This is a genomic window from Enterococcus sp. DIV0170 (assembly GCF_051710765.1).
In the GTDB taxonomy this organism is placed as follows: Bacteria; Bacillota; Bacilli; order Lactobacillales; family Enterococcaceae; genus Enterococcus_A; species Enterococcus_A raffinosus.
The window spans coordinates 684184-708214 of the sequence record NZ_JBIOLG010000002.1; the positions used below are offsets into that span (position 1 = coordinate 684184).

At 38.6% G+C, this 24031-nt stretch carries 24 protein-coding genes; 2 read left to right on the plus strand and 22 right to left on the minus strand.

Annotated elements, in window-relative coordinates:
* Positions 1-170: 170 nt before the first annotated feature.
* From IGI50_RS18920 to IGI50_RS18930, 3 genes are all read right to left on the minus strand, one after another.
* Positions 171-1151 carry an aldo/keto reductase gene (locus IGI50_RS18920; protein ID WP_438778115.1) on the minus strand — a complete coding sequence of 327 codons (981 nt, stop codon included), beginning with the start codon at positions 1149-1151 and terminating at the stop codon, positions 171-173.
* Positions 1152-1239: 88 nt separating this feature from the next.
* A complete protein-coding gene (locus IGI50_RS18925; protein ID WP_438778116.1) occupies positions 1240-2217 on the minus strand; it encodes a Gfo/Idh/MocA family protein in 978 nt (325 codons plus the stop codon).
* Between the two features lie 23 nt (positions 2218-2240).
* On the minus strand, positions 2241-3260 hold the full coding sequence (locus IGI50_RS18930) for a Gfo/Idh/MocA family oxidoreductase (RefSeq protein ID WP_438778117.1): 1020 nt from the start codon (positions 3258-3260) through the stop codon (positions 2241-2243).
* A gap of 238 nt (positions 3261-3498) precedes the next feature.
* Here IGI50_RS18930 and IGI50_RS18935 point away from each other — a divergent pair, with 238 nt between their 5' ends.
* Positions 3499-4374: a MurR/RpiR family transcriptional regulator gene (locus IGI50_RS18935; RefSeq protein ID WP_438778118.1), complete on the plus strand. Its 876-nt coding sequence runs from the start codon at positions 3499-3501 to the stop codon at positions 4372-4374.
* Between the two features lie 38 nt (positions 4375-4412).
* On the opposite strand, the gene IGI50_RS18940 is transcribed toward IGI50_RS18935, so the two are convergent.
* From IGI50_RS18940 to IGI50_RS18985, 10 genes are all read right to left on the minus strand, one after another.
* The gene (locus IGI50_RS18940) at positions 4413-4991 is read right to left on the minus strand and encodes a histidine phosphatase family protein (RefSeq protein ID WP_438778119.1); all 579 of its coding nucleotides are present in this window, start codon (positions 4989-4991) and stop codon (positions 4413-4415) included.
* Between the two features lie 204 nt (positions 4992-5195).
* Positions 5196-5768, minus strand: a complete 573-nt coding sequence (locus IGI50_RS18945; RefSeq protein WP_438778120.1) for a hypothetical protein — start codon at positions 5766-5768, stop codon at positions 5196-5198.
* Between the two features lie 250 nt (positions 5769-6018).
* Positions 6019-6510 carry an isochorismatase family cysteine hydrolase gene (locus IGI50_RS18950; RefSeq protein WP_438778121.1) on the minus strand — a complete coding sequence of 164 codons (492 nt, stop codon included), beginning with the start codon at positions 6508-6510 and terminating at the stop codon, positions 6019-6021.
* Positions 6511-6519: 9 nt separating this feature from the next.
* Positions 6520-6765, minus strand: a complete 246-nt coding sequence (locus IGI50_RS18955; RefSeq protein WP_010744311.1) for a GlsB/YeaQ/YmgE family stress response membrane protein — start codon at positions 6763-6765, stop codon at positions 6520-6522.
* 23 nt (positions 6766-6788) lie between these two features.
* A complete protein-coding gene (locus IGI50_RS18960) occupies positions 6789-7382 on the minus strand; it encodes an Asp23/Gls24 family envelope stress response protein (RefSeq protein ID WP_438778122.1) in 594 nt (197 codons plus the stop codon).
* 362 nt (positions 7383-7744) lie between these two features.
* The gene (locus IGI50_RS18965; RefSeq protein WP_438778123.1) at positions 7745-8383 is read right to left on the minus strand and encodes a YczE/YyaS/YitT family protein; all 639 of its coding nucleotides are present in this window, start codon (positions 8381-8383) and stop codon (positions 7745-7747) included.
* A 14-nt stretch (positions 8384-8397) separates the two neighbouring features.
* The gene (locus IGI50_RS18970; RefSeq protein ID WP_438778124.1) at positions 8398-8946 is read right to left on the minus strand and encodes a helix-turn-helix domain-containing protein; all 549 of its coding nucleotides are present in this window, start codon (positions 8944-8946) and stop codon (positions 8398-8400) included.
* Between the two features lie 234 nt (positions 8947-9180).
* Positions 9181-10188: an NADH:flavin oxidoreductase gene (locus IGI50_RS18975; RefSeq protein WP_438778125.1), complete on the minus strand. Its 1008-nt coding sequence runs from the start codon at positions 10186-10188 to the stop codon at positions 9181-9183.
* A 172-nt stretch (positions 10189-10360) separates the two neighbouring features.
* Positions 10361-10855: a GNAT family N-acetyltransferase gene (locus IGI50_RS18980; protein WP_438778126.1), complete on the minus strand. Its 495-nt coding sequence runs from the start codon at positions 10853-10855 to the stop codon at positions 10361-10363.
* Positions 10856-10887: 32 nt separating this feature from the next.
* The gene (locus IGI50_RS18985; RefSeq protein ID WP_245001350.1) at positions 10888-11331 is read right to left on the minus strand and encodes a MarR family winged helix-turn-helix transcriptional regulator; all 444 of its coding nucleotides are present in this window, start codon (positions 11329-11331) and stop codon (positions 10888-10890) included.
* A 128-nt stretch (positions 11332-11459) separates the two neighbouring features.
* Here IGI50_RS18985 and IGI50_RS18990 point away from each other — a divergent pair, with 128 nt between their 5' ends.
* A complete protein-coding gene (locus tag IGI50_RS18990) occupies positions 11460-12269 on the plus strand; it encodes a FusB/FusC family EF-G-binding protein (RefSeq protein WP_438778127.1) in 810 nt (269 codons plus the stop codon).
* 113 nt (positions 12270-12382) lie between these two features.
* Here IGI50_RS18990 and IGI50_RS18995 read toward each other — a convergent pair whose 3' ends face one another.
* The 9 genes from IGI50_RS18995 to IGI50_RS19035 all read right to left on the minus strand — a co-directional run bounded on the left by IGI50_RS18995 (position 12383) and on the right by IGI50_RS19035 (position 23575).
* Positions 12383-13336 (minus strand): ROK family protein, encoded by a 954-nt coding sequence (locus IGI50_RS18995; protein WP_438778128.1) that lies wholly within the window; start codon positions 13334-13336, stop codon positions 12383-12385.
* On the minus strand, positions 13336-14247 hold the full coding sequence (locus IGI50_RS19000; protein WP_438778129.1) for a sugar phosphate isomerase/epimerase family protein: 912 nt from the start codon (positions 14245-14247) through the stop codon (positions 13336-13338). The genes IGI50_RS18995 and IGI50_RS19000 overlap by 1 nt, the downstream gene beginning before the upstream one ends.
* 15 nt (positions 14248-14262) lie before the next feature.
* Positions 14263-15318, minus strand: a complete 1056-nt coding sequence (locus IGI50_RS19005) for a Gfo/Idh/MocA family protein (RefSeq protein ID WP_438778130.1) — start codon at positions 15316-15318, stop codon at positions 14263-14265.
* A gap of 20 nt (positions 15319-15338) precedes the next feature.
* A complete protein-coding gene (locus IGI50_RS19010) occupies positions 15339-15728 on the minus strand; it encodes a C-glycoside deglycosidase beta subunit domain-containing protein (protein ID WP_438778131.1) in 390 nt (129 codons plus the stop codon).
* 13 nt (positions 15729-15741) lie between these two features.
* Positions 15742-16752: a sugar phosphate isomerase/epimerase family protein gene (locus IGI50_RS19015; protein WP_438778132.1), complete on the minus strand. Its 1011-nt coding sequence runs from the start codon at positions 16750-16752 to the stop codon at positions 15742-15744.
* A 75-nt stretch (positions 16753-16827) separates the two neighbouring features.
* A complete protein-coding gene (locus tag IGI50_RS19020; RefSeq protein WP_438778133.1) occupies positions 16828-17922 on the minus strand; it encodes a Gfo/Idh/MocA family protein in 1095 nt (364 codons plus the stop codon).
* 190 nt (positions 17923-18112) lie between these two features.
* A complete protein-coding gene (locus IGI50_RS19025; protein WP_070510016.1) occupies positions 18113-19507 on the minus strand; it encodes an MFS transporter in 1395 nt (464 codons plus the stop codon).
* 162 nt (positions 19508-19669) lie between these two features.
* Entirely contained in the window at positions 19670-22099 is a 2430-nt protein-coding gene (locus tag IGI50_RS19030) for a GH39 family glycosyl hydrolase (RefSeq protein WP_438778134.1), read from the minus strand.
* A 252-nt stretch (positions 22100-22351) separates the two neighbouring features.
* The gene (locus IGI50_RS19035; RefSeq protein ID WP_438778135.1) at positions 22352-23575 is read right to left on the minus strand and encodes an MFS transporter; all 1224 of its coding nucleotides are present in this window, start codon (positions 23573-23575) and stop codon (positions 22352-22354) included.
* Positions 23576-24031: the final 456 nt, after the last annotated feature.

A 24031-nucleotide genomic window follows, 5' to 3' on the forward strand; every position in this document is an offset into this window, starting at 1 on the left:
GACACCACACGCACCTAGAAAAAACAAAACAAGTATCAACCAACACAGCTTTCTCATTCTGCTCACCTCGATATACTTTAGTACTAGCATAAACGTTAAAGTACACTTCAAGTCAAGAAGAATAAAAAAACTGCACCATTTTGTTTGGCACAGTTTCTTTAAAGGGATTATTAGTTATGTCCAATTACTTTATGGGGAACATAGGGCTCCTCCAAATACAATACATCTTCTGGAGTTAATTTGAAATCTACCGCTCCCACAGCCGTTTCAATATGACTCATTTTTGTCGCTCCAACGACTGGAGCAACAACTGGATTTTTTTGCAGTAACCAGCCTAGGGCAATATTTACACGATTCGTTTCATATTTATCCGCTAATTCAGCTACTCGATCGATGATCAGCTGATCTTTTTCAGCCGTTTCGTCATATTTTGCTCTTTGTACGACATCCGTTGCACTTCGTTGAGTCTCAGCTGAACGATCCCGAATCAATCTTCCAGATGCCATCGGGCTATAAGGTGTTAACGCGATCTTTTCAGAACGACAATAAGGAATCATTTCACGCTCTTCTTCACGGTAGATCAAATTCAAATGGTTTTGCATCGAAACAAATTTTGTCCAGCCATTTTTTTCTGCAATCGTATTCGCTTGTTGAAATTGATAGGCATACATTGCAGATGCTCCAATATAGCGTGCTTTACCAGACTTAACAACGTCATGCAAGGCTTCCATCGTTTCCTCGATCGGGGTATCATAATCCCAGCGATGAATAATATACAAATCTACATAATCAGTCTGCAGGCGCTCTAAGCTTTGATCAATTTGCGACATAATCGCTTTTCTTGATAGGCCTTGTCCGTTGGGACCATCAAACATTTTCTGATGAACCTTCGTTGCCAAAACGATCTCATCTCTATTGGCGTAATCTTTCAGCGCTTTACCTAGAATTTCTTCACTGCGTCCCAAAGAATACACGTTAGCTGTATCAAAGAAGTTGATGCCTAAATCTAACGCTCGTTTGATTAAGGGTCTGCTCTCATCTTCTTCCAGAACCCATTTATGAACCCAGTTTTTTGGATCCCCAAAACTCATTGAACCTAAGCAAATTCTTGAAACGTCTAAGCCGGTATTTCCTAACTTTGCATATTCCATCTATTTCCCACCTTTCTTAACTATCTCCTACCATACACGTTGAAGTGCACTTTAAGGCAAGTGTTTTATTAAAAAAGAGGGAACTGAATCACCCCAAAACGATTCCTGCATCATTAATTGCCGCTTCGACAATCTCCATTACGATCTTACTATGCTCAAGCTGCTTCTTCACGAAGTCCATGTCTTTATTTTTGATTACTTGACTGAAAAGCTTGAACTCATCATACATACGATGAGGGTGATCTTTATGGTCAAAGGTTTCTTTTTCACCAGAAAGCGATTCAGTCGTATAACTATCTAACGTATTCGTTGGGCCATTTACCACAACTGAGCCTTCCGTTCCTTGAATGGTCGAACGGATCGTTGCTTCTGAATCCTTGGCGCCGATACAAACAACCTTCACATCACCATAATCGAGTATCAGCATGCCTGAAGTATCAATAGCTCGTTCAATATTCGCATAATACTGCACGTGTTTAGGTTTTCCTAACAGACCAACGACTAGATGAATATTATAAATATTAATATCCATTAAGGCCCCGCCACCCATTTTCGGATTGAAAGCAGGCAAAATAGTGCCTTCTTTAAAGGCATCATAGCGAGAAGAATACTGCGAATAGTTGCACTCAATGATTTTCAATTTACCAATTTTTTGGCTGGCTTCTTTGATGCCTTGGTAATTTACCAAATATTGATTGGTAATAGCCTCAACCAGCACCAAATCTTTTTTAAGCGCTAATTGCTCCAAATCCAGCAGCTCTTCATGTTTCAAAGTAAAGGGCTTCTCACAAATCACATGTTTACCAGCCTCCAACGCTTTCTTCGCGAAGCCGTAATGCAAATGGTTCGGTACAGCGACATACACCGTATCGAAGGCCTCACTTTTCAGGCACTCATCGATATCCGTATAAGAGGCTTCGATGCCATATTCTACCTGAATCTTCTCTGTTTTTTCTTGACTTCTCTTGGTACCGAGAATTGCTTTGACATCAATTTCAGGCAAGTCCTTTGTAATAGGTAAAAATTCTTGAACAATTTTTCCAGAACCGAATATTGCTAACTTCATCTGTATCCCTCATTTCTTTTAAATTAGTGTTTCACCTGTTGAATACCCTTTTCTAACATTTCGATTTGTAACAGTGTTTCTTCATCCTTGACGGCTTTTGGTTTGCCGTTAATCAGTGTTTCGTAGATATCTTCATAGACTCGACTGTAATCGCCAACCTCTGAAACGACCTTCTCTTCATGGTAAACTCCAGCATCATCCATATAAGTCAGCGTACCATAATGCTCAGGCAAATCAATCCCAAAATCCTTATTATCAGGCATGTAGAACATTTTTAAGTGTTCCTCTTGACGGTCCTTCGTTGCCTTCACAAAAACGCCCTTCTTCCCATACACAACAAAGCTTGGTCGTTCTTTTAAACGGAAGTAGCTAGATTTCACCGACACCTTCATTCGACCATAAAAGAGATCTAAATCAAAGTAATCATTCATTCGATCATCACCTAAAAGCTGACGTACCTCATAATGAACGTCATCTGGACGACCGAAATAAGAAATGACTTGATCCAATGTATGGCAGGCATGACCGTAAAGGTAACTTGTTCCAATTGAGAATTTCTCAACACTTTCAGGAACCTCTGGACGATAGTAATCATAATGCATTTCTACCTCCAATAAATCACCGAGCACACCGCTCTCAATCACTTTTTGAACGGTTAAGAAATCTGAATCATAGCGGCGATTCTGATAACATTGAATAAATAAGCCTTTTTCATCTGCTAAACGATACAATTCCTGCGCCTCTGCTAACGTTTCTGTAAAAGGCTTTTCGATCAAAACATTTTTTCCATGCTCCAACACTTCTTTCCCTAACTTAAAATGTAAGGGACTTGGTGTGGTTACAACAACTAACTGAATTTCTGGGTCATTATAAATATCATGAATATCTGAAGTATAAACTGTGCCTGGATTTTTTTCCCAGGTGATTCGTCCACTTGGTGAATAAATCGTTTTGACCTTAATTTTGTCCTTCAATTTCGTTGAAAATGGTAAGTGGTAACGGTTGGTACTCTTCCCATTACCGATATATGCGATCGTTAACATGTATAAATCCCTCCAAGGTTTCTTTTAATAGCTCTATTATAGGGAAGTTCGAATCGTTGAGAAGATTTCTGAGCAAAATAGGTCGTTTTTTCCAATTTATCGAATACACCCAGGAAATTTTTGGACATTTATACCAAAAAAGTATTTTCACGAATACCACTCCTTCTGAAAATAGTGAAATTAAGGTATGATAGTTAGGATACTTCCTCTATTTAAATACAAACTAAAAGGTGATGACATGCTTTTAATTGATAAATTACGTCTGCAACAGGATTTAACCAATACGGAGAAGCGAATTGCGGATTATATTTTAAAGAACTTGGCAACGATTCCGGCGATCAATGTGGCAGATCTCGCTAAAGATACGTATACCTCCCATTCTTCCGTTATTCGGCTTGCTCAAAAAATGGGCTATGACGGTTTTCGAGATTTTCGTATCGCAGTTTCTGAGATTGCTCATAGTGACCTCTATCGTTCTGAACCGGTAGATGCTAATTTTCCTTTTCTGCCACAGGACTCAACCAAAGACATTGCAAAGAAGCTCGCTGATTTAACGATCAACACGGTTCAGCGAACTTATGCACAATTGGATGCTGAGGTGCTGGATCATTCAGTTGATCTGCTAGCAAATGCGGAACGGATTTTTTTGTTTGCTCAAGGCGATTCACAAATCCGTGCTCGCAGTTTTCAAAATAAATTAGTAAAAATCAACAAATTTCTGATTATCGCAGAAGAATATGCCGATGAAACTTGGAATGCCGTAAATCTTACTAGCAAGGACTGCGCTATCTTTATTACTTATCGTGGGAATATACCGCAATATGAACGTATAATGAAACACTTTTTAAATGAAAATGTTCCTTCTATATTATTAACTGGCAATAGACAATCAAACTTAATTGCCCTTGCCACAGAAACTATTGTATTCACTCAGGAGGAAAAAGACTTCGTAAAAATGAGCACCTTCTCTTCTCAGGCAGCTTTTGAGTATATTTTAGATACTCTTTTTTCGCTTTTATATGCAAAAGAATACCAACAAAATCTGGCTGATTTTAAAAAGAAGAACAAATGGATTGAAAACGGGATACTATCGGAACAGTCGAAAACAGATTAAAAAACGATGCTACTTGTTAAAGTGGCATCGCTTTTTGCTTATAGAACAGTTGAAAAATCGTGGTTGATAATTTCTAAAAGCTGGAACTGGTTCCCATCAAAAGCAAATTTCAAAATACAGCAGTTTGCTATTCGCCCCTGAAATTCAACCGCACTCGTATGCTCCCACGCTCGCATAAATTGTCTACAGGAAGCCCCATGGGAGACCATCAAAATATTTTTACCAGTATCCGCTTGAACTAGCTCAAGAATTGACCGTGCCACTCGTTCCCGAAACTCAAGCTCTCCTTCTCCACCAAAGGCCTTGAAAAAATCTCCATAAGGCAGCGGCGGATTTAAATACTCATGTTCCGCTTCTAGATCACCGAAGTTCCATTCTTTTAGTCCTTTTACTCGTGAATAATTTAAATCTGTGACCAATTCTAAAGTATCACAGGCTCTTTCTGAGGAGGAAGTATAAGCACTATCCAGTTTGATCTCATTTTTAACAAAATAATCTTTTGCTATCGCTGCTTGTTTTCTTCCAAGTTTTGTCAGAGGTGAATCACACCAACCTTGGATTTTTTTCTGTTGATTGAATAGTGTTTCGCCATGCCGCATTAAGTATAATGTTTTCATATGAGCACTCCTTTTTTCTAAGTGTACAAACTTGTTCTTAGTAAATCTTTTATTCGATTGTGAACAGTATCTTTATCTTCTATCTTAACCTTTCCAGATGCTACGAGCATATACCTTAAAGTACACTTTAAGGCAAGCGAATTTTTTCTATTCACTGTTTCGATAAAAAAAGCAGATACCTCTTGATGTATCTGCTGATAATAACTATTCGTTTTCTTGAATCACAATTGAGTAACTATTGACTTGACCCGCTCTAGCAATGTTCAGTACGATGGTATCAACTTCCTCTCGCGCTAATAGTTTAGGAAGCAAATAGTTTTCGATGATTTCACCTTCTGTTGCCTCTTTTTTAAAATAGTCCGTTTGAAAACACTCTCCTTTGACTATTTTATCACTGGCATCAAAGATATAATCCGCAATAACATCTTCATCCTTTTTACTATCTCTTGCTAGCCAATGGCGCCTCGCTAGACATTCCCCGAAAAACCCTAGCATAAAGATTACCTCTTCCTCATCCGTTATATCCCACTCAATATCTGGATTATTGGCTTTTAAAAGATCTCTTATTTCCTCCAGCTGTTCCAAAGATAAGACGTTGTTAGATAGATCAAAAGTATCGCTTTCCGGTGGTTCCATTATTGTATATAAGTGTTTTCCTTCACCATCGGTGATTGTAAATTTAACTAACAATTCACCCTTTAAGGTAGTGATCCAAATGACACGGCAGGCTTGATAATCACCAAAAAATTGCGTTCGCTTTAAATATTTTATTTTCACCCTTTTTTCTCCCTGATTTTTTTATTTTTGAATCGGCTAGATGCCCGAATAAGTTAACCGCTTTCACTTATCTTTGGAACAAATAGTCGTACTATTTATAACTTTTAATCTTAGTATAAAGTAATCGTTGTTCTCTGCCTAGAGACCTTCTAAAAGTAAAAAAATATAAATTAATAGAAAAAATAAACGAAAAAAATATTTCCTATCAAAAAAAGCTCTAGCCTCGTTTAAAAGGCTAGAACTCTTTCAACTATTCGATTTCCACATTGAATTGCTCTAACAGCTGTAAGGCTGTCTCATTTAGCTTGTTCCCAGCAACAAGCTCAGAATCAATATAAAAATCACCTTCTGGGAGAGCGCCCTGTAAAGCCAAAGTGTTTGCTAATACGCAAATGCTCAGCTCAACACCAACCACTTCTATTCGGCTTTTCTCTTGTTTACGTTTCTCAGTTAATGCACGAACATCGAGCAGTTTCTCCGGCGGAAGTGCATAATAGTTCTTTTTGAAAACATACTCTTCAGGCAGTGGAGCTAATTCATCCACTATCTGTAATTCGATCCGTTCTTCGGATTCATTCTTATGCTCGATGGGAATATCTCTCGTAAAAAGAACCATCTCACCAGATTTCCGTGCTTTTGTTAATCGTTGCAGTATTTTGGGAATAATCTTATCGGCACCAGGCACATAATTTTCATCATCAGTATCCAAAATTCGATTTTGCATATCCACAATTACTAGCATCGCCTACTCCTATTTTGATCTTCCTAAGAAGAAAGAGACAATTAGTACCAAGATGATCGCTCCAATGATTGATGGTACTAACGCCATTCCAGCCAATGACGGTCCCCACGAACCTAATAATGCTTGTCCTAATGCTGATCCGACTAGACCAGCAACGATATTAGCAATCCATCCCATGCTGTTTCCTTTACCGGTAATCGCTCCAGCGATTGCCCCGATAACTGCACCAATAATTAATGACCATAATAAACCCATAACTTATTCCTCCTATTGTAGAACTATTTTACTCGAGAATCTTGATTTTCTTCGATTTTTTCTTGAACTTTGTCTGTGCCTCGATTGACTGCATCTTTTGCTTTATCTGATTGCTTTGAAGCAAATTCGCCAGTTGTTTTCGCAGCACTTGTTACTTTATCTTGAACCGTTTCACTATCTTGTTCAAATTCTTCTTTTGTCTTAATATCTACGACGTGAAGGTTCACTTCAATGACATCTAAATGCGTCATTTTCGCTACTTCATCACGAATGACTTTTCTAATTTCAGAAGCAACTTTTGTAATATCTTGTCCATATTCAATGACAACATCCATATCAACCGCAACTTGTTCTTTCCCAACTTCGGTATCGATCCCAGCAGTTACGTTATCCGTGTTGACTAATTTTTCTGCAGCATTCGAGAAGAACCCTCCGTCGACCGTAAGTAATCCATCAATTTGTTCAATCGCAATACCGATGATTTTTTGAATCACTTTATCGTCGTAAACAAGATCTCCTTTCACTTCTTGATCGGTTTGTACATTCGATTGATTCGTACGAGCAGATTCAGCTACTGCTTGTCCATTAACATTTTTGTTTTCATAATTTTCTACCATAATAAAATCCTCCTAGTAAAATTTTCTAGCATCATAAAATAACTTTCTCCGTTTTCACGGTAAACATTGTGCTATTTCATAACTCTTGTTCATTAATAAGCATAGCTCACTTTTTTTTATATTCACAATAATCTGCTTACAATGTTTTATTATTTCGGAAAATAAATCGAAGGAATGATGAAAAAGTACTCTTTATCAATTTTATTCATAAAAATAAAATTGAAGAGAAAATTCGACTCGAATTCTCAATCCAATAAAATAACGCACAACTATTAGCTCTGTAAAAAAAACGAAAAAAATACCCAACAAAAACTGTTGAGTACGCAATTTCTCTGATTTTTTAAAAGGCTTAGAGAATTATTTCATCGAATCTTCACTGTATCTATCACACTCTCATGCTCTATATTGGTTACATCAAAATGTAAAATCTTGAAAGTCCATTCTAGGATAAAACTGATGCCAAAGACGGATATCACTGTTCCAATTCCTACTTTTGCTCCCAACAGCCACCCTATCAATAGAACTGTTCCTTCAATTAATCCACGAATAATTCCTATTGGAACATTGGGCAGCCGCTTACCAAGAGCAACCATTAGTGCATCACGAGGTCCGCAACCGAGAGAAGCTCCTATATAAAAATAACTACCTACACAGATAGATACCTGCCCTAACAAAAGCATCAATACACCAGAAATAAAACTGTTCATTTGTGGAATAACATCCATCCCTTGAATCAGATCAACAAAGGTTCCGATCAAAATCGTATTTAAAATTGTTCCGAATCCAATTTTTTCCTTCAAGAGAACATCAATAATTAAAATGACGAATCCACTGATAATCAAGATGTTGCCATAGGTTTGATTCGTTAAATTTGCAATGCCCATACTAAACGCTTCCCACGATGCCAATCCGATATTCGCCTGAATCGTCAAAAAAGATCCCAACGCAAATAGAAACAACCCGAAGATCAGCTTTACCAGTCGAACACTATACCCTTTCATTTAACCCCTTCTTTCTACTCCCTAAACAGTAACATCAATATTCGTGCTTCTTCACCTGTTGTATTCGCATATTTATGGTTGCAATTCGCTAAAAACTGGATAGCTTCACCTTCTTCTAGAATAAAGCTCTTTTCACCAACTTGAATATCTAGCTTGCCTTGCGTACAAATAATATATTCTCTGATCCCTGCCTCATGGTATTCTGATAGGCGCTCTGAATGCGGCGCTATGACGTGCCGTAAAATTTCAAAACGTTTATCTGGATCAAACTCAAATAACGTGTAAGTATCAAACCCTTTCGACGTCGAATAATGCTTCGATGAGCCTTTTTTGATGACGGAAACCTCTGGTGTTTCCATATAAGTCAACTGCGCGAGAGGAACATTGATACCCACACAAATTTTCTCTAGCATCGAAATCGTTGGACTTTTTGAACAGCGTTCGATCTCACTAAGCATACTTTTACTTACATTAGACAAATGTGCAAGATCATCTAATGTCAGATTTCGTTCTTGACGAATCCGCTTAATATTGCGGCTAATCATTTCATTCGCTGAAATCATAGAAACCTCCATATTACTATCTCGGATTAAATCCACTATAGTGAATAGATTACTGACTTAACTTCTTCTTGTCAATATGAATCCAAAAAATTAAAAGAAAGTGACATTAAAAAAATCCTTCCTTGGGGTAGGTTTGATTTCTTCATACAAAAAGGCCTTGTCAAAACCAAATTGGTCTCTAACAAGGCTTTTTCAATTAAAATGAATTACAGGTGGTTTTGAATTAAATTTTCTCTATTCTTGTAGAGACAGGATGGCTCGCTTCGCCCAATCTGAATCCTTCAGTATAGCACGACCCACACCAATCATATCCGCTTTCTCTTCAAGCAGTAAGTTTTCAGCAACCGAAGCATCAACAATCCCGCCAGTTAATAAAACCGGAATATCAATTTCTCTTTTTAGCGCTTCTGTCAACTCGCTAAAATAGCCCTGTTCTTTCGAAATAGGATTTGTATAAAAGCTAAAGCCGCCTGAAACATCCAGTAAACAAATCCCCGCTTTTTCAAATTCTTTTGCGGCGATGATACTATCCTCAATCGTCGTGCCGCCAGCCATGTGGTCACTTGCGCCTAAGCGAATCGCAATCGGATAATCCAATCCGACAGCTTCACGAACTGCTTGAATGATCTCTAAATGAAGTCGAATTCGCCCCTCAACATCTTCTCCACGATAAACATCTTTTCGTTTATTCGTTAATGGAGAATAGAACTGGTTTAGCAAATACCCATGAGCGGAATGCAGTTCGACACCATCGAAACCGGCTTTTTTTGCTCTTAGTGCTGCCGACACAAAGTCAGTAATGACTTTTTGTATTTCTTCATAAGTCATTTCCTGCGGAATAGCTGTGCTTCGAGCAGTTTTAGGTAGCACAATGGAACTTGGGCCTTTGGGTTCAAGACCTGTGAGTGGTTGCTTTGCCAGTCCACCAGCATGTGCGAGCTGTGCGAATACTTTGGTTCCACTGTGATGGATCGTCTTTACTAGCTTCTTTAGTCCTATAATATCCTCATCTTTCGCGATAGATAGCTGTCCACTGCTTGCCCGCCCTTCTGGACTGACAAAGCTATGCTCCGTAATGATCAATCCAATATAGCCGCCAGTGGATTTTTCTCTATAATATTCACAAAGGGCTTCTGTTACTTCTCCGTTATCTTGAGATTTTGCCGTAGCCATCGGCGGCAATACTAGACGATTAGGCAATTTCACTTGGCCAATAGTAATCGGTGACCCGAGTAGACTCATTATCCTTCCTCCTAAACTTCTATACTTTATTTATTAGTTTATCAGTTTGTTGATTGCTGCGATAGCCTCTTTAACAGATTGACTTCAACATGAAGAAGCGTTTTTATTTATGGTTTTTTTGCTTCAACAATAACCCACCTGACTCAATCATTTGAGTTAGGTGGGTTTAAGTTTATTCCTTCGTTAAATCTCGCATAAAGAACTCAGTATCTACATCCATCAAGTGATAATCCTTTGGCATAGCTGACTTATCAATGCGCTCAAAATGATGTTTTTGATAAAATCTTTGCGCTGCCTTCAATACCTCTACCGTTCCTAGATACAAGCGTTCATAGCCTTGATCTTTGCAATAAGTAACCAACGTTTCCAGTAATTTTTTGCCAACTTGCTTTTCGCCGCGAAAGGACTTCGCCGCAAACATTTTTTTAATGGCGCCATAATGATTCTCCAGCTTCACTAAGGCAATGGTTCCAATTACTTTGCCTTCAGAAAGCGCGACCCAAAAATTTCCGCCAGTATCGATGTATTCTTCCTTGATTCTCAAAAGATCGGGCTGATCTTCAATGCTGATATCGATATTGAATTCATCTCGCTGAATTGGAAGAATCAAATCAACTACTTCGTGGGTATACTTTTCTTCAAATGGTATGATGGTGACTTCTGACATTGAAATCCTCTCCTTTAAATAAATGATTGCAACTACTCTAAATCATTTGGGACAACCCTATATAATATTTTTTCGATCGTATTCATCGCAGCCACCAGCTCTTGATAACTTTCTTGATCTAAAGGCTCCAGTAACGCTAACACCTTCTTGTCTGACTCCTCTTCCACATAGCTGTTTAATTCTTTCCCTTTATCAGTGAGATAAAGCTGTAAGCTCCGGCTGTCTTCAGGATCTTTTTCCTTAAAAATATACGCTTCCCGCTCCAATTTACTTAACTTGCGACTTAAATAGCTTTTTTTAATGTTTAACCATTTTGTCAGTTCATTGGCGGTAATACTAGGGTGACGTCCGATTTCTCCCAAAATCCGCATCTCAATCATTGAATAATCCAGATTAAACACCTTTTGATCGAAGACGCCCAATATCCGCGTATAATAGCGATTAAACCGTCTAATATCACGAGTATCCAGACTCATCACATCCTCTCATTTAATAGTTTACTAAATCAACTAATACAAGTATAAAACTAATGGTTTACTTTGGCAACTAATTAGTCCTTAAATTTACCCGCAATAAATAGAAAAGACTTGTAGAATTGAAAGGAATGCTATATTCTAACGTAGGTATGAATCATGCAACACAAGGAGGAGATCCTGATGATAAAATCATCTTGTATCGTACGTTCAAAGAAATTAATAATGTGCCATTAATTATTAGTTCTTTGAAGGAAAACTATTTTCCTCAGAGAAAAGAAACGAGGAAAATCATGAATACAGAAAACTTACTATTACAACCAAACGAATATTGGTATTGCAAACAACAGATCAGCGAACTTGTCAGCGCCTATCACTCAGTGAACGATAAACAGACTATCGTGACTCTGCAAACATTAATCAAAGGAAAAACGGAAGAATTCTTCAGCCGCAGTACTATGCTGGAAGCCTATTGGGACAAATTTCTTGATACCAGCCTTACCCGTGAAAAATTCGAAAAGCTTTTTGAAGAAATGAAAGCTTTTGTAATTCCAATGGAAGCCCCCTCTACGAAACAAATCGAGAAGAGCTTTCGAAAGGTTAAAAAGATGCAGTATCCAGAATTGGATAGTTTAGATTTTCGTGAGTTAAGCTATTTAGGCTGGAATGATAGTGGGACAAATCGCAAATATTTGCTTCGAAAAATTGATGGGCGGTTCACTGGTGTTTATGGAAGCTTCAGTACCGATGTCCAAAAAGGACATTGCGCCATCTGTAATCAAATCAGTACTGTTGCCTTCTTTTTAGCAACGACTAAATCTTCTGGTGACGGAACCTATACGAAAAAGGGCAACTATATTTGCACCAATAGCGATCAATGTAACCGCCAGCTAACGCAACTGGATACTTTGAACCGCTTTTGGGAAACAGTAACGAAATAATTGAAAAATGCTCTAGCCTAAAAAAGGCTAGAGCATTTTTCAATATAAGTATGTGAAATTTCCAAAGCGAAGTTAAAAATCTTTTCTCATCAATCGAAATAAATAGATGACCTTCATTTATTCGCATTCAAATAAGCATAGACCGCTCCAAATATTCCCGCTTCATTTCCTAAAGAAGCTTTTTTAACGGAAAAATGATTTTTGATTTGCGGAAAAACGCACTGGTCCATTTTTTTCTTCAGCGGAATCAGCAACGCATCGCCTGCCTCTGACAAACCGCCGCCGATAACAACTTCTTCCACATCAATCGTATTCATAATACCTGCTAAAGCCTGGCCTAATACATCTGTAAACTCATCCAGCACCTGTATCGCGTACTCATTATTTTGCGCTGCCTTTTCAAAGACGATTGGTGGTGTCATTTCCGACCATTGTTCTCCTACTGTCTCAAGCTTCTTTCTCATTGATAACGCTAAGCCATTCGCTGAAGCAAAGGTTTCTAAACAGTTTCTGCCGCCGCACCCGCACAACCTGTCTTCATCCGAACGAACAGGAATATGACCAATCTCTCCACCAGCGGAGTGACAACCATTCAAGACTTGACCATTTATCACGATACCGCCACCGACACCAGTACCCAGTGTTACAAATAGAAGGTCTTGTTTGCCTTTAGCAGCCCCTTGCCACATTTCCCCTAAAGCAGCCGCGTTGGCATCATTTAATAAACACACTCCGATTCCTAAATCGTTTTCGAGCATTTCTCTCAATGGCAGGTCTTTCCAATCAAGATTGACAGCTTGAACGACGGTCTTGCCGTCTGGAGAAATAGGACCTGGCACACCGATACCTATCCCAGTGACTATTTTTAGTGAGTCCTCGCCTAACGTCTTACGAATGGAAAAGCAAATTTCCTCTGGGATGAACCGCCCCTTTTCAGAGATATTCGTCGGAATCGACCATTTTCTATCAATTACGCCCAACGAGTTCATTAACGCAAATTTGATAAATGTTCCACCAATGTCTATACCAATGATTCTTTTTTCTTGATTATCCAAAGGCGTCACCATTAAACAAAGTTTCGCAAATAATGCGTGCTTTGTTTGATTGAGCGCTTAACATCCTCGTAATCCGTTTCATAAGCCCGGTCTTCTACTTCAATACAGGTATAGCCATTATAGCCAACATCCGTTAATGCTGAGACATAGTTGCCCCAATCCACATCGCCCAAGCCAGGAAGCTTAGGTGACATATATTCTAACGGTGTCGCCATTACACCGACTTCCTGTAATTTTTTCCAATATAGCTTGATATCTTTGTAGTGAATATGGAACAATTTATCCTTAAACTCATACAATGGAGCTAAGTAATCCATCTGCTGCCATACAAAATGAGAAGGATCAAAATTTAACCCGATATACTCACTATCCAAAATAGCAAAGATTTTTCTGAATAAGTCTGGCGTGGTCATCAGATTTTGTCCGCCGGGCCATTCATCTTCGGTAAACAGCATTGGACAGTTCTCGATAGCAATTTTTACCTGCTGTTCTTCCGCATAAGCAATAATTGGTTTCCAGACTTTCTCCATTTCCTTTAAATTTTCGGAAATAGTCTTTGTTGGCATCCGACCAATAAACGTCGTCACTAAATGAATATCCATCATTTTGGCCGCATCAATCACTGAATATAAATGATCGATCACTTGCTGCCGTTTCGCTAGATCCTCGTCTAAAGGATTGGGATAATAGGCCAAGGCTGAGATCGCAACCTTCTTTTCTTTGGCATAAGCGTTGTATTTTTCTGCTTGGTCTTTTGTTAAATTTTCTGTATCAATATGTGAAACTCCTGCATAACGCCGTTCGGCTTTTCCAGCTGGCCAGCAAGCAACCTCAACACATTCTAGTCCATTTTCAGCAACAATATCGATCATTTCATAAAAGTCACTTTGATCTAAAATTGCTGAAACTAATCCTAATTGCATGTTTTTCCCTTCTCTCTATTCAAAATCTACCGATCGATGTTCTCTTGCGGATACTCTAATGGCATCCACTAGTTTCATTAAGCGTAAAATTTCTTCTGGTTTTACCTTCAGGTCTTCTTTACCTGCTATATACTCATGATAATGATCAAAGAACATTTGATGATTTACATGAACTTCTGGTAATTCTTCTGTCACTAGACGGCCTTCTGGCGGGGGACCAAAGGAACGTGTCGGTCCAGCGGCTGTCATGGTGATTTTTCCAGGAACATTCGTTAATAATTCACTAGTTCGTACGATTTTTCCTTGAGGGTTGAAGCCATCTACATAGGCACTTCCTTTATTTCCACCTGCAAACCAATGGCGTTCAAACCAAGAAGCTTCATCCTTCAAGAAATAGGTTCCTAATTCAACCTGTCCGGTAATTCCACTATCAAAATACATCTGTATGTTAAAATAGTCGTCAACATTTTCATTAATGACGTTACGCACATCGGCATAGACTGTCTTCAACTTACCAGGGATCATCCAAAGCATTTGATCCAATAGATGAACGCCCCAATCGTAAAGCATCCCTCCGCCAAATTCAGGATAAACATGCCAATCATGCATATTTCCATTAAAGCCATAAAGACTATTTTTAATAGTAAAGATATCCCCCAGCGTGTGACTGTCAACAACTTCTTTTATTAAACGATAATCCTTGTCCCAGCGACGTTGATGATGAATCGTGAAACGAACTCCCGCCGCTTCTGTGACTGCCATCATTTCTTGAAATTCTGTTCTATTCATGGCAGCTGGTTTTTCTAAGATGATATCTTTTTTTGCTGCAGCGGCTTTTTTTACCATTTCCAAATGCAAATGATTCGGAACAGCAATAATCACCGTATCAATTTCCTTTACTGCTAGAAGTTCATCGGCTCTTAAAAATGTTTTTACGTCTTCTGAAACATCCTTAAGCTGATCCTTATTGATGTCGCATACTGCGAGTAATGTTGCATAGTCTAATTTTTTGATCGTTTCCCCATGGGTTTGTCCCATGAAACCATATCCAATGATGCCAAAATTCAGCATACTTCCTCCTCCTTACTCTCCTAAATCGTGACCGTTCGTTCCTTCACCCCCACCAATGGGACAGGAATATAAGCGGTTCTAGTCGCAACTGTTAATTTGACTTGATGGTCTCCTTTGACTAATCCCCCAGGCTTTAAAACACGGATGTACAAGGGTTCTCCATACTCCCATTTATATGTGGTAACTGTAGCCGCTTCCGATAGGTAAAACCAATCTTCTCTGTCAATAGAAATTTGGATCGTATCAGGAGCGGCTTCTTCCTCGTCTATTGCTACTTTGATAAACTCCACCATTGATAATGGGACTCCGCGATAATAGGTGATTAAGGTTTGTAATTCATAACCGATCACTTCACCGTTTTCTTCGAAATTCTTACAGGTATCTTTTTTAAAAACATTATTGTCAAACATTTGCTTCTTCCTCCTATCCCTGAATCTCTTTCAGACAAGCCTGCAAATATTTTTGATTTGCCGCAACTTGTTCTTTTTCCTGCATCGGTTTTCCAGGCAATGTGAAGCGATTCCCTTCATATTCCGTTGCCACGTACCCGTCATAGTTCTTTTCATGCAAGTATTCCAAGAGTCCCTTGTAATCCATAGAATATTCAGGGCCTTCTGGTGTCATCTCGAACATTTTAATATGAAAATGCTTGATGTATGGTATATATTCATCCATCACTGAGAATGGATAATTTTCGTAGCCATCGCATAGAGGCGCAAACATTTGATCTTCTTTGGTTTTAATGACTTGCTTGAAGTCCTCTGGATATTCTCCGTTGTTTTCTTTTACTACACGGTGAAGATCCGTTCCTTTTTCGAATAAACGATCTAAGTAGGCAAACATTTCAGGGCTAGCACCATTATTGATTTCATAATTCACGACTACTCGTGGAAATTTTTTGCAGAAGATTCCTGTATCGATTACCAAACCAACATAAGGAGAATCCAATCGTTTCATTTCTTCGATAAAATGTAGTGTTTCGGGTTCGTCAAAAGCCATCCCTGCATGGATCTCTAAAGCAATTGTCACATCATATTTCTCACAATAGGGCAGTAACGGTTCACATACCCAGTAAGGGACCATAGAGACTAGACGAATTAATTTGATTCCTAAGCGATTGGCTTGCTTGATTTCTTCTATTAATAAATCAATACATTCTCGCTTCGTTAACTGACGATTGTTGTACAGATTTGTATTCAGAAAAACATCTGCAATCACTGGCTTGATCCCTGTCTCTTCTAGAAGCTGATGCCAATGAGCAACATCCTCTTCTGCTGGATGGGGCGCATTTTTGATCATTTGATCTGGTAAAAGTTCTACCCCTTCGACATGATGCTCCTTCAAAAAGTTCATCATATCAGCCAAATTCATCCGATGGTTCAAATACTCATCTTGTAAACTATATAAACTTACTGCTGTCTTGATTCTAGACATTCGTTTTCCTCCTAATAATTGAACTAACGGCTTGGACGAGCGCAAATTCGTTTGACACTCGTCCATCACCTAAAATTACAATTCTACGACTTTACCTGTTTCGGCCGATTTGTAGATTGCTTCTAAAATTTGTGTTACCACAATTGCTTGTTCAGGTTTTACGACTGGTTCTGTATCGTTAAGAATTGCTTCGACCCATTGTTTCGCCTCTGCGTCCTTTTGTTCCAAACTACTTCCCTCAAAGCCGAAGACCCCGCCAGCATCAGAAGGCTCCGTCTGCTCCAATTGGTTATGATCAGCTTTGTTGAAGACCACATACCCTTGATCTAAGAAGGCTTTTCCAAACATTTCCGCACCGCCTTCTGTTCCGCATAAGGTCACCTGTGCTTCCTTCGGATTGATCATGTTTAATGCCCAAGCTGCTTCTAAGAAGATTGTTGCGCCATTTTCCATTTTGATTAGCCCAAATGCTGAATCTTCTGTTTCAAATGTTTCTGGATCCCATGGACCAAACATATTTGCCATAGGGTTGTCCTTCAATTTCTGATAAGTAGAACCTAAGACCATTTTTGGTTTGTAGTTATTCATATACCAAAGTGTTAGATCCAATGCATGAGTCCCGATATCAATTAACGGGCCTCCACCTTGCTTCTCTTTATCTGGGAATACGCCCCAAGTAGGGACTCCTTTTCTACGAACAGCATGTGCTTTCGCAAAGTATATATCTCCCAATTCTCCTTTGCTGCAGGCATCGTAGGTTGCTAATGAATCCGCACGGAAGCGATTTTGATAACCGATCGTCAGCTTCTTCCCTGTACGTTCTGCGGCATCCAACATTTTTTTTGCTTCCTCATAGTTAATCGCCATTGGTTTTTCACACATGACGTGTTTTCCGCTTTCCAATGCAGCCACAGTAATAAATGAATGTGAGACATTTGGTGTCAATACATGAATAACATCAATATCTTCCTGTTTCACGACTTCCTTATAGTCTTCTGTCACTAACGCATTTTGGACGCCGTATTCTGCTGCTGCACTTTCTGCACGCTCTAGTACCGTGTCACAAAAAGCAACTAGCTCCACTTGTTCACTTAGTTTTGCCAATGCTGGAAAATGTTTTTGATTAGCAATTCCACCACATCCGATAATACCGAATTTTAATTTTTTCAATTTTCTTCCTCCTTATAAGCCGACAAATTTCTTAAGCTGGTCAACTTTTTCGTTTAGGTATCGCTTACATTGATTAGTTTACTTAAAAACGCTTTTTCTTACTCTTTAATTCTCCCAAAAAAGATCAACTCTTTTTGCATTTATTCTTCTTTTCTTTATTGATGTGCAATTGAATACCACACATTTATGTTCAATCATTTTCTTTTTCACGTTTTTCATCTAATTGTTTCCGAATATCATCCGTATCCTTGTCACTTAAGTTCCATAATAAACAAGCAAGCGCCGATACAAAGAATAAGATTGCCGGAATTAAATTAACGACTAGATTGATTCCGTTTTTCGTCGCCAATGATTGCTCCATGTTTGCTTTGTAGCCAAAAGAATGAAGCAGCATAATTCCCACTGATGCGCCGAGAGCATTTCCGATTTTAGTTGCCAAGCCATACGTCGCATAAGCTGTGCCATCTGTTCGAACCCCAGATTTCAACTCTTGATAATCAACAGAGTCTGCTACTAAAGAGAGCGAAATTGGAAAGCCCATATTAAACAGTCCAAAGATGACATGCCCCGCAATAATCATCGGCAAGTTATCAAAATCTGCGAAATAAACCACCAACAATCCGATCCCTTGAAGGATCAAAGAAATCATAAGCACATTTCGTTTGCCAAAACGTTTAACCAGTGGAACAACGGCTAAAGAACAAACGGCTCCACCAATCGAAGGAATTGTCATAAGCAAAGCGATTAAGGTAAAAGCCCCTAAACAATAAATGACATAAAAAGTTGTTACGGCAATTCTGCCCATAAATGCAGTCATTTGAAGTATCATAATTAAAAAGACGATCATCAAATACTTGTTTCCGATGACATTTTTTAGCGTCGTACGTAATGGAACTTTGTTCTCATTTTTCATCGGTTGAACGACTTCTCTAGAGGTCACAAAAACCGCAAAAAACAATGGAATTGAGATCACCGCATAAATCAAAGCGGTCATGAAGTAGCCTCGCCCTGTGGCTACTTGAGAACCGTCAGAAAACGCCAACATAATAAATGAGGACATTGAGTTTACAATAATCATTCCAACATTCATTCCAACAGAACGCCAAGCATTCAATTGATTTCGTTCATTTGCATCCTCACTCATTACTGCAGCCAAGGCACCATATGGAATATTAACCAATGTATAAATCATTCCCGCAACGATATAAATGATTGCTGCCCAGATAACACCCGCTGTCCCATTTCCAAATGGACCGGTAAATGTTAGAACTGAAAACAACGCTAGAAAAGGGGATCCAAAGGCAATATAAGGACGGAAACGTCCAAATTTACTTCTCGTCCGTTCAGCGATCATTCCCATCATCGGATCATTGATCCCATCCCACAAACGTGCCACCAACATGATCATAGAAACCGCGACTGGCGCTAAACCCACGATATCAGTATAGAAAACAGTTAAATAAGTGCCGACGAATGTCCATACAAACTGACTCGCTAAATCACCCAAGCCATAGGCGATCATAGAAAACTTCGTTAATTTCTTCTTTTCAACCTTCATTCCATTATCAAAAACTTCCTTTTCCATGTGTACCTCCCAGAATAATTAGTTTTTGTAAACGTTTACAGATTCTATTTTAGCGTCCTCCATAAAAGAATACTCTGCACTTTCTAAACATTCTGTTGATACTTTCAAAGGATGATAGGCAACGTAGACACAAAAAAACAAGATTGTATTATACAATCTTGTTTAACGAGAAACTTTTTGAACTTCAATTAATTGAATATCTTGGGGTGATAGTTCCAATTCAATTTTTAATTGACGATTCCTAGAAACAGCTTCCTTAACCTCAATTTGCGGTTGGCAGCGATGCTTCAAATAGGCGATCAATTCTTCATCCAGTCGATCCGAATGACTCAATTGATTCATTTCTTCTAAAATATTCCCTGATTTCGGACCGATTCGGTAACACTTCAATCGATAAAGGCTCTCCTCTTCCTTCAAGTTCATCAATACAATCTGTTTCTTTTGTACACTAGCTGAAGTAAATAAAGCTTCTGCATTTCTACGTGTAAAAACACTATTAAAATCATAATAATACGTAGAATTTAAGTGACTATAGGAAAAACACAATAGCTGAATACGGTTTGGATCGTCCTTTGTAATCAGCAGCTCCTCTGATTGATAGACAACTTCATCACTTAACTTACCTAAAAAGCGATAGGCATAGTAGCCGATTTTAGGGACCCCGCTTTTTGAGATCAATCCAGAACCGCCGAATATCTCCTTATTTGCTGTATCAAAGGTAGTCACAGATAGATCCGTCAGCTGCCAATAACCAATCAAATCGCAATAAGGCACTACTGCGAGAACATTTTTTAGAATATAGCTACCTTTAAAGGCCGTATCATTGATAATATCCCGACTTAAAATCGTAACATTGAATTCTGTAATGTAGGTTCTCCCCTCGTAACCAATGTCTGTGAGCAACTCCTTGAACTGCTTCATTTGATGGAGCATATAATTGGAATCTGGAGAAATAGGTTCATGATGATTTTTGTGCTGGTGCACCTGCTGCTTCACAGCATCCATCGGATAAATCGACAAGCTGATAAAATCTGGTGCTGCAGTTCCTTTGACCCATTGCGTCAGAAAAGAGCTTAGGTCGCGGTCTTCAATGTCTAAGCTCAAACCGCAGCCACCAATTTGAATCCCAGGAACAATTTGACGAATGACTTGTTGGATTTTTGAAAAGACATAGATATAATTTTTTTCGTTGGCTAGATTTAACTGGACACCATTATCATCTATTCTTGTTAGTTCTTCGCTGCCAATCGTTTTTAAAACCAGAGGGTTAGGCTTCCATATTTCGATAATCCACGTCGATACCTCTTCCAAACCAAATTTATCCACACAGTGATGAAAAAAAGCTTGGAATCGCTGTAGCAAATGAGACAACTCATACGATTTCCTCGTAAATAAATGACTTTTTATAATTTGTGTATGGGATTCATGAATCAATTTTCCTTTGAACCCCAGTTCTAAAAATGGCCTAATCCCCGCTTTAATCATAACCTGAAGAATTTCATCCACCGCTGAGAAATCATAAGCGTCTCCCACCTGCTCCAAAATTTCTTCACTTAACAATCCCCAGATCCTTCCATATAAAAAGGGACTATTCTCTTGTAGATAATGGATTTGTTCTACAAATGAGGCATGAGTAAGATCTCCAGCGTACCCTAAATTAATCATGTTTTTTTGAAAATTTTGCCGTGAGTATTCCTGCATATCCACTAAGAGTGTTTCGTCGTCAATTTTCGCATCCTTTTCTTTGAAATACACCTCTAAATTCTGAATGTCTTCCTCCGCTAAATCGTGCTGCTTCGTTTCAACTTTTACCGTGTCTTTTATTTCCTTGCGAAACTCACTGGGGGTCAAACCTTGATACTTTTTGAATAAGCGATTAAAGGAATTAATGTTTGAAAACCCAGCAGAAAAGGCAATATTCGTCACGGTTTTTTCCGTTTCCAATAACTCCTTTCGTACCTTTTCCAAGCGTTTGCGAATCAAATATTCATTCATTGGCATGCCAATCTCACTAGAAAAGCTTCTGGATAGATACTGATCAGAAACATATAATTTATTCGCAATATCAGCCAAACGAATATCCTTGTCGAAGTTGTTATCAATGAAAAATTTCAGCTCATAAACCTTTTGCTTCATACTTCGGTCTTCATCTAGACTAGAGAACACGGTGTATTCCTTCTCTAGTAAATGAATCATGCGAAAATACTCTTCAAAAACTTCAGAAACAGAATGCTTCTCTTGCAAAATATACAGCTTCAATAAACGCTCAATAGACTGAACTATTTTTTGATCCGAACTTTTGCCTTGTGTGACAGAATTCCCTTCAAACGCCCGTCCTTCTTGATCTTCGAAGGTATAAGTTAAAACGATTTCAAAAGCTCGAGCGTTTTCCCCATAAACAGTATGTACTAAAGACTTTGATAAAATATAAAAATCGTTTTTTTGCAGCGAAACAATCGTGTCTTCTTTTTCGACGGTTACCTCCCCAGCTAATACATAAATGAAATGAATGTTCTCATCAAAATGCTGCATGACCCGATTTTCTGACAGCACATTGATTCTGATATTCTCCCATGGTTCAATCAAGCGCATAACTATTCTCCTCCAAGTTTCACAAAATAAAGTCATATTACTATTCCACTAATTAAAAGCGCTTTCGATTCATTCAATCAATTTTGCCGCTTATCTCAATAATACATGAAACTCTTGCTAGCATTCTATCTTTTTTAAAGTTAAAGAGAGAAAAAAGACACCTTTCCTGATAGAAAGGTGTCAATAGCCTTTTTCAGTTTAAAGTGAAGCTATCTCTTGACTGCTTACAGACTATATTTAAAATTTGAAAAATCACCAAGCTTTATTCTTTAGAAAAGAACCAAGTAAGGTTAATCCCATAAGAAGTCCCCCACAGATAATCACCAGCCATTGAATCTTCACGATATCTGCCAACGGTCCAAATAGAGCAGTTCCAAGCGGCATAAAACTATTGTATATCGCCCCCAAAAGGCCAAAAATACGACCCTGCTTTTCCTCTGGAACTTGCTGCTGAAGCATCGTTGTCGTGGATGATTGTACAACGGGGATGAAAAAGCTCATCAAAAACATCAAGGAGGCAAAAAGCCAGAAAGAATAGGTAAATCCAAGAGCGAAGGAGAACAAACCAAAGCAAAATAAGCCAAAAATAAAGGTTTTCCATCTTTCCTCAAAACCGCCCCAAGCGCCTAAAAAAATCCCTCCTAAGACCATTCCGGCAAAGCCAGCCATTTCATTCACTGTCAAATACAGATAATTGTTACCAAACGTTCTTTCAATCATTAATACCGTTAAGAAGCTTGATGGCACACTTAGAAAAATAAACGTCCCATAGGTGATTAGCAATCGCCTTACCTTTGATTCTCCTATGGCATAACTAATTCCAGCGCTCATATCTTCAAAAAAGGTTGAAGATTCTGCTTTCTTAGTCCTTCTTTTATTCACCATTGGTATGAAAGATAGTATCGAGATACCAATAATCGCTGTGACCACATCGATTAATAATACCCAATGAAACGACCCCAATGATAGAATCGCTCCCGCTGCTGCCGGCGAAGCAAATTGAACAATCGCCATCATGCTGCCATTGATCCCGTTAAACCGAATCAAATGATCCTCTGGCACAATTTGAGGGATAACCGCACTGACTGCGGGTGTTTGTATCCCCGATCCAATTGATCGTATAGCCGAGACTACGATTAATAACGGCAGAACATTTATTGACTCTCCAGAGAGAAAGACCACCGCTAAAAATAGCGTGACCAATGCGATTCCCGCATCTGCCAGAATGATCAGCCGTTTCCGTGGATACCGATCCGCCCACACGCCTCCAAAAAAGGAAAGAATCGTTTGTGGAATTGTTGAACTAAGTGTGAGAAGAGTTACCCATAATCCTGATGAAGTTTCTAAAGCTACCTGCCAAATAATCGCCATCTGCACGATTGACGAGCCGAACAAAGTAATCGCTTGGCTAAAAATAAATAGAATGGTTTTTTTACGCCAACCTACCGATGGTTCTTGTCTCTCATTTTCTTCCATTTTGCTCCCCCACTTTCTTGTAACTATGGTAGTTTACCAACAAACGAATGAGTGGTGGGTCAGTGGAGGGTTATACGGCGATACTTTTAGATGAATCAAAGAGATGTAATTAACAATACTTAATAGGATTCGTTTAACAGCTTTTCACTGAAATATTAGAGGATTTGGGATATTTCTTTTGCGATATTTTTAATTCATATTTTCAATCTTACCTTGTTAATTTTATTATGTAATCAACCATTTAGAAAAAACTTCCAACAGTTGAATGGTAATTATACAACCATTTGTTGATCACTATATTTTTTGTTGTCAGATTAAATTTCATCTAGCACAATGTCACTTATTGCTTACGTCTCGCAGATTTCCAGATGCGCATCGCTCTTTTGCAATTTAAGAAGTTCTTTAATGAAGCCCGATATTTCTCCCAGTGAATACCGAAAGACGGATAATAGCTTG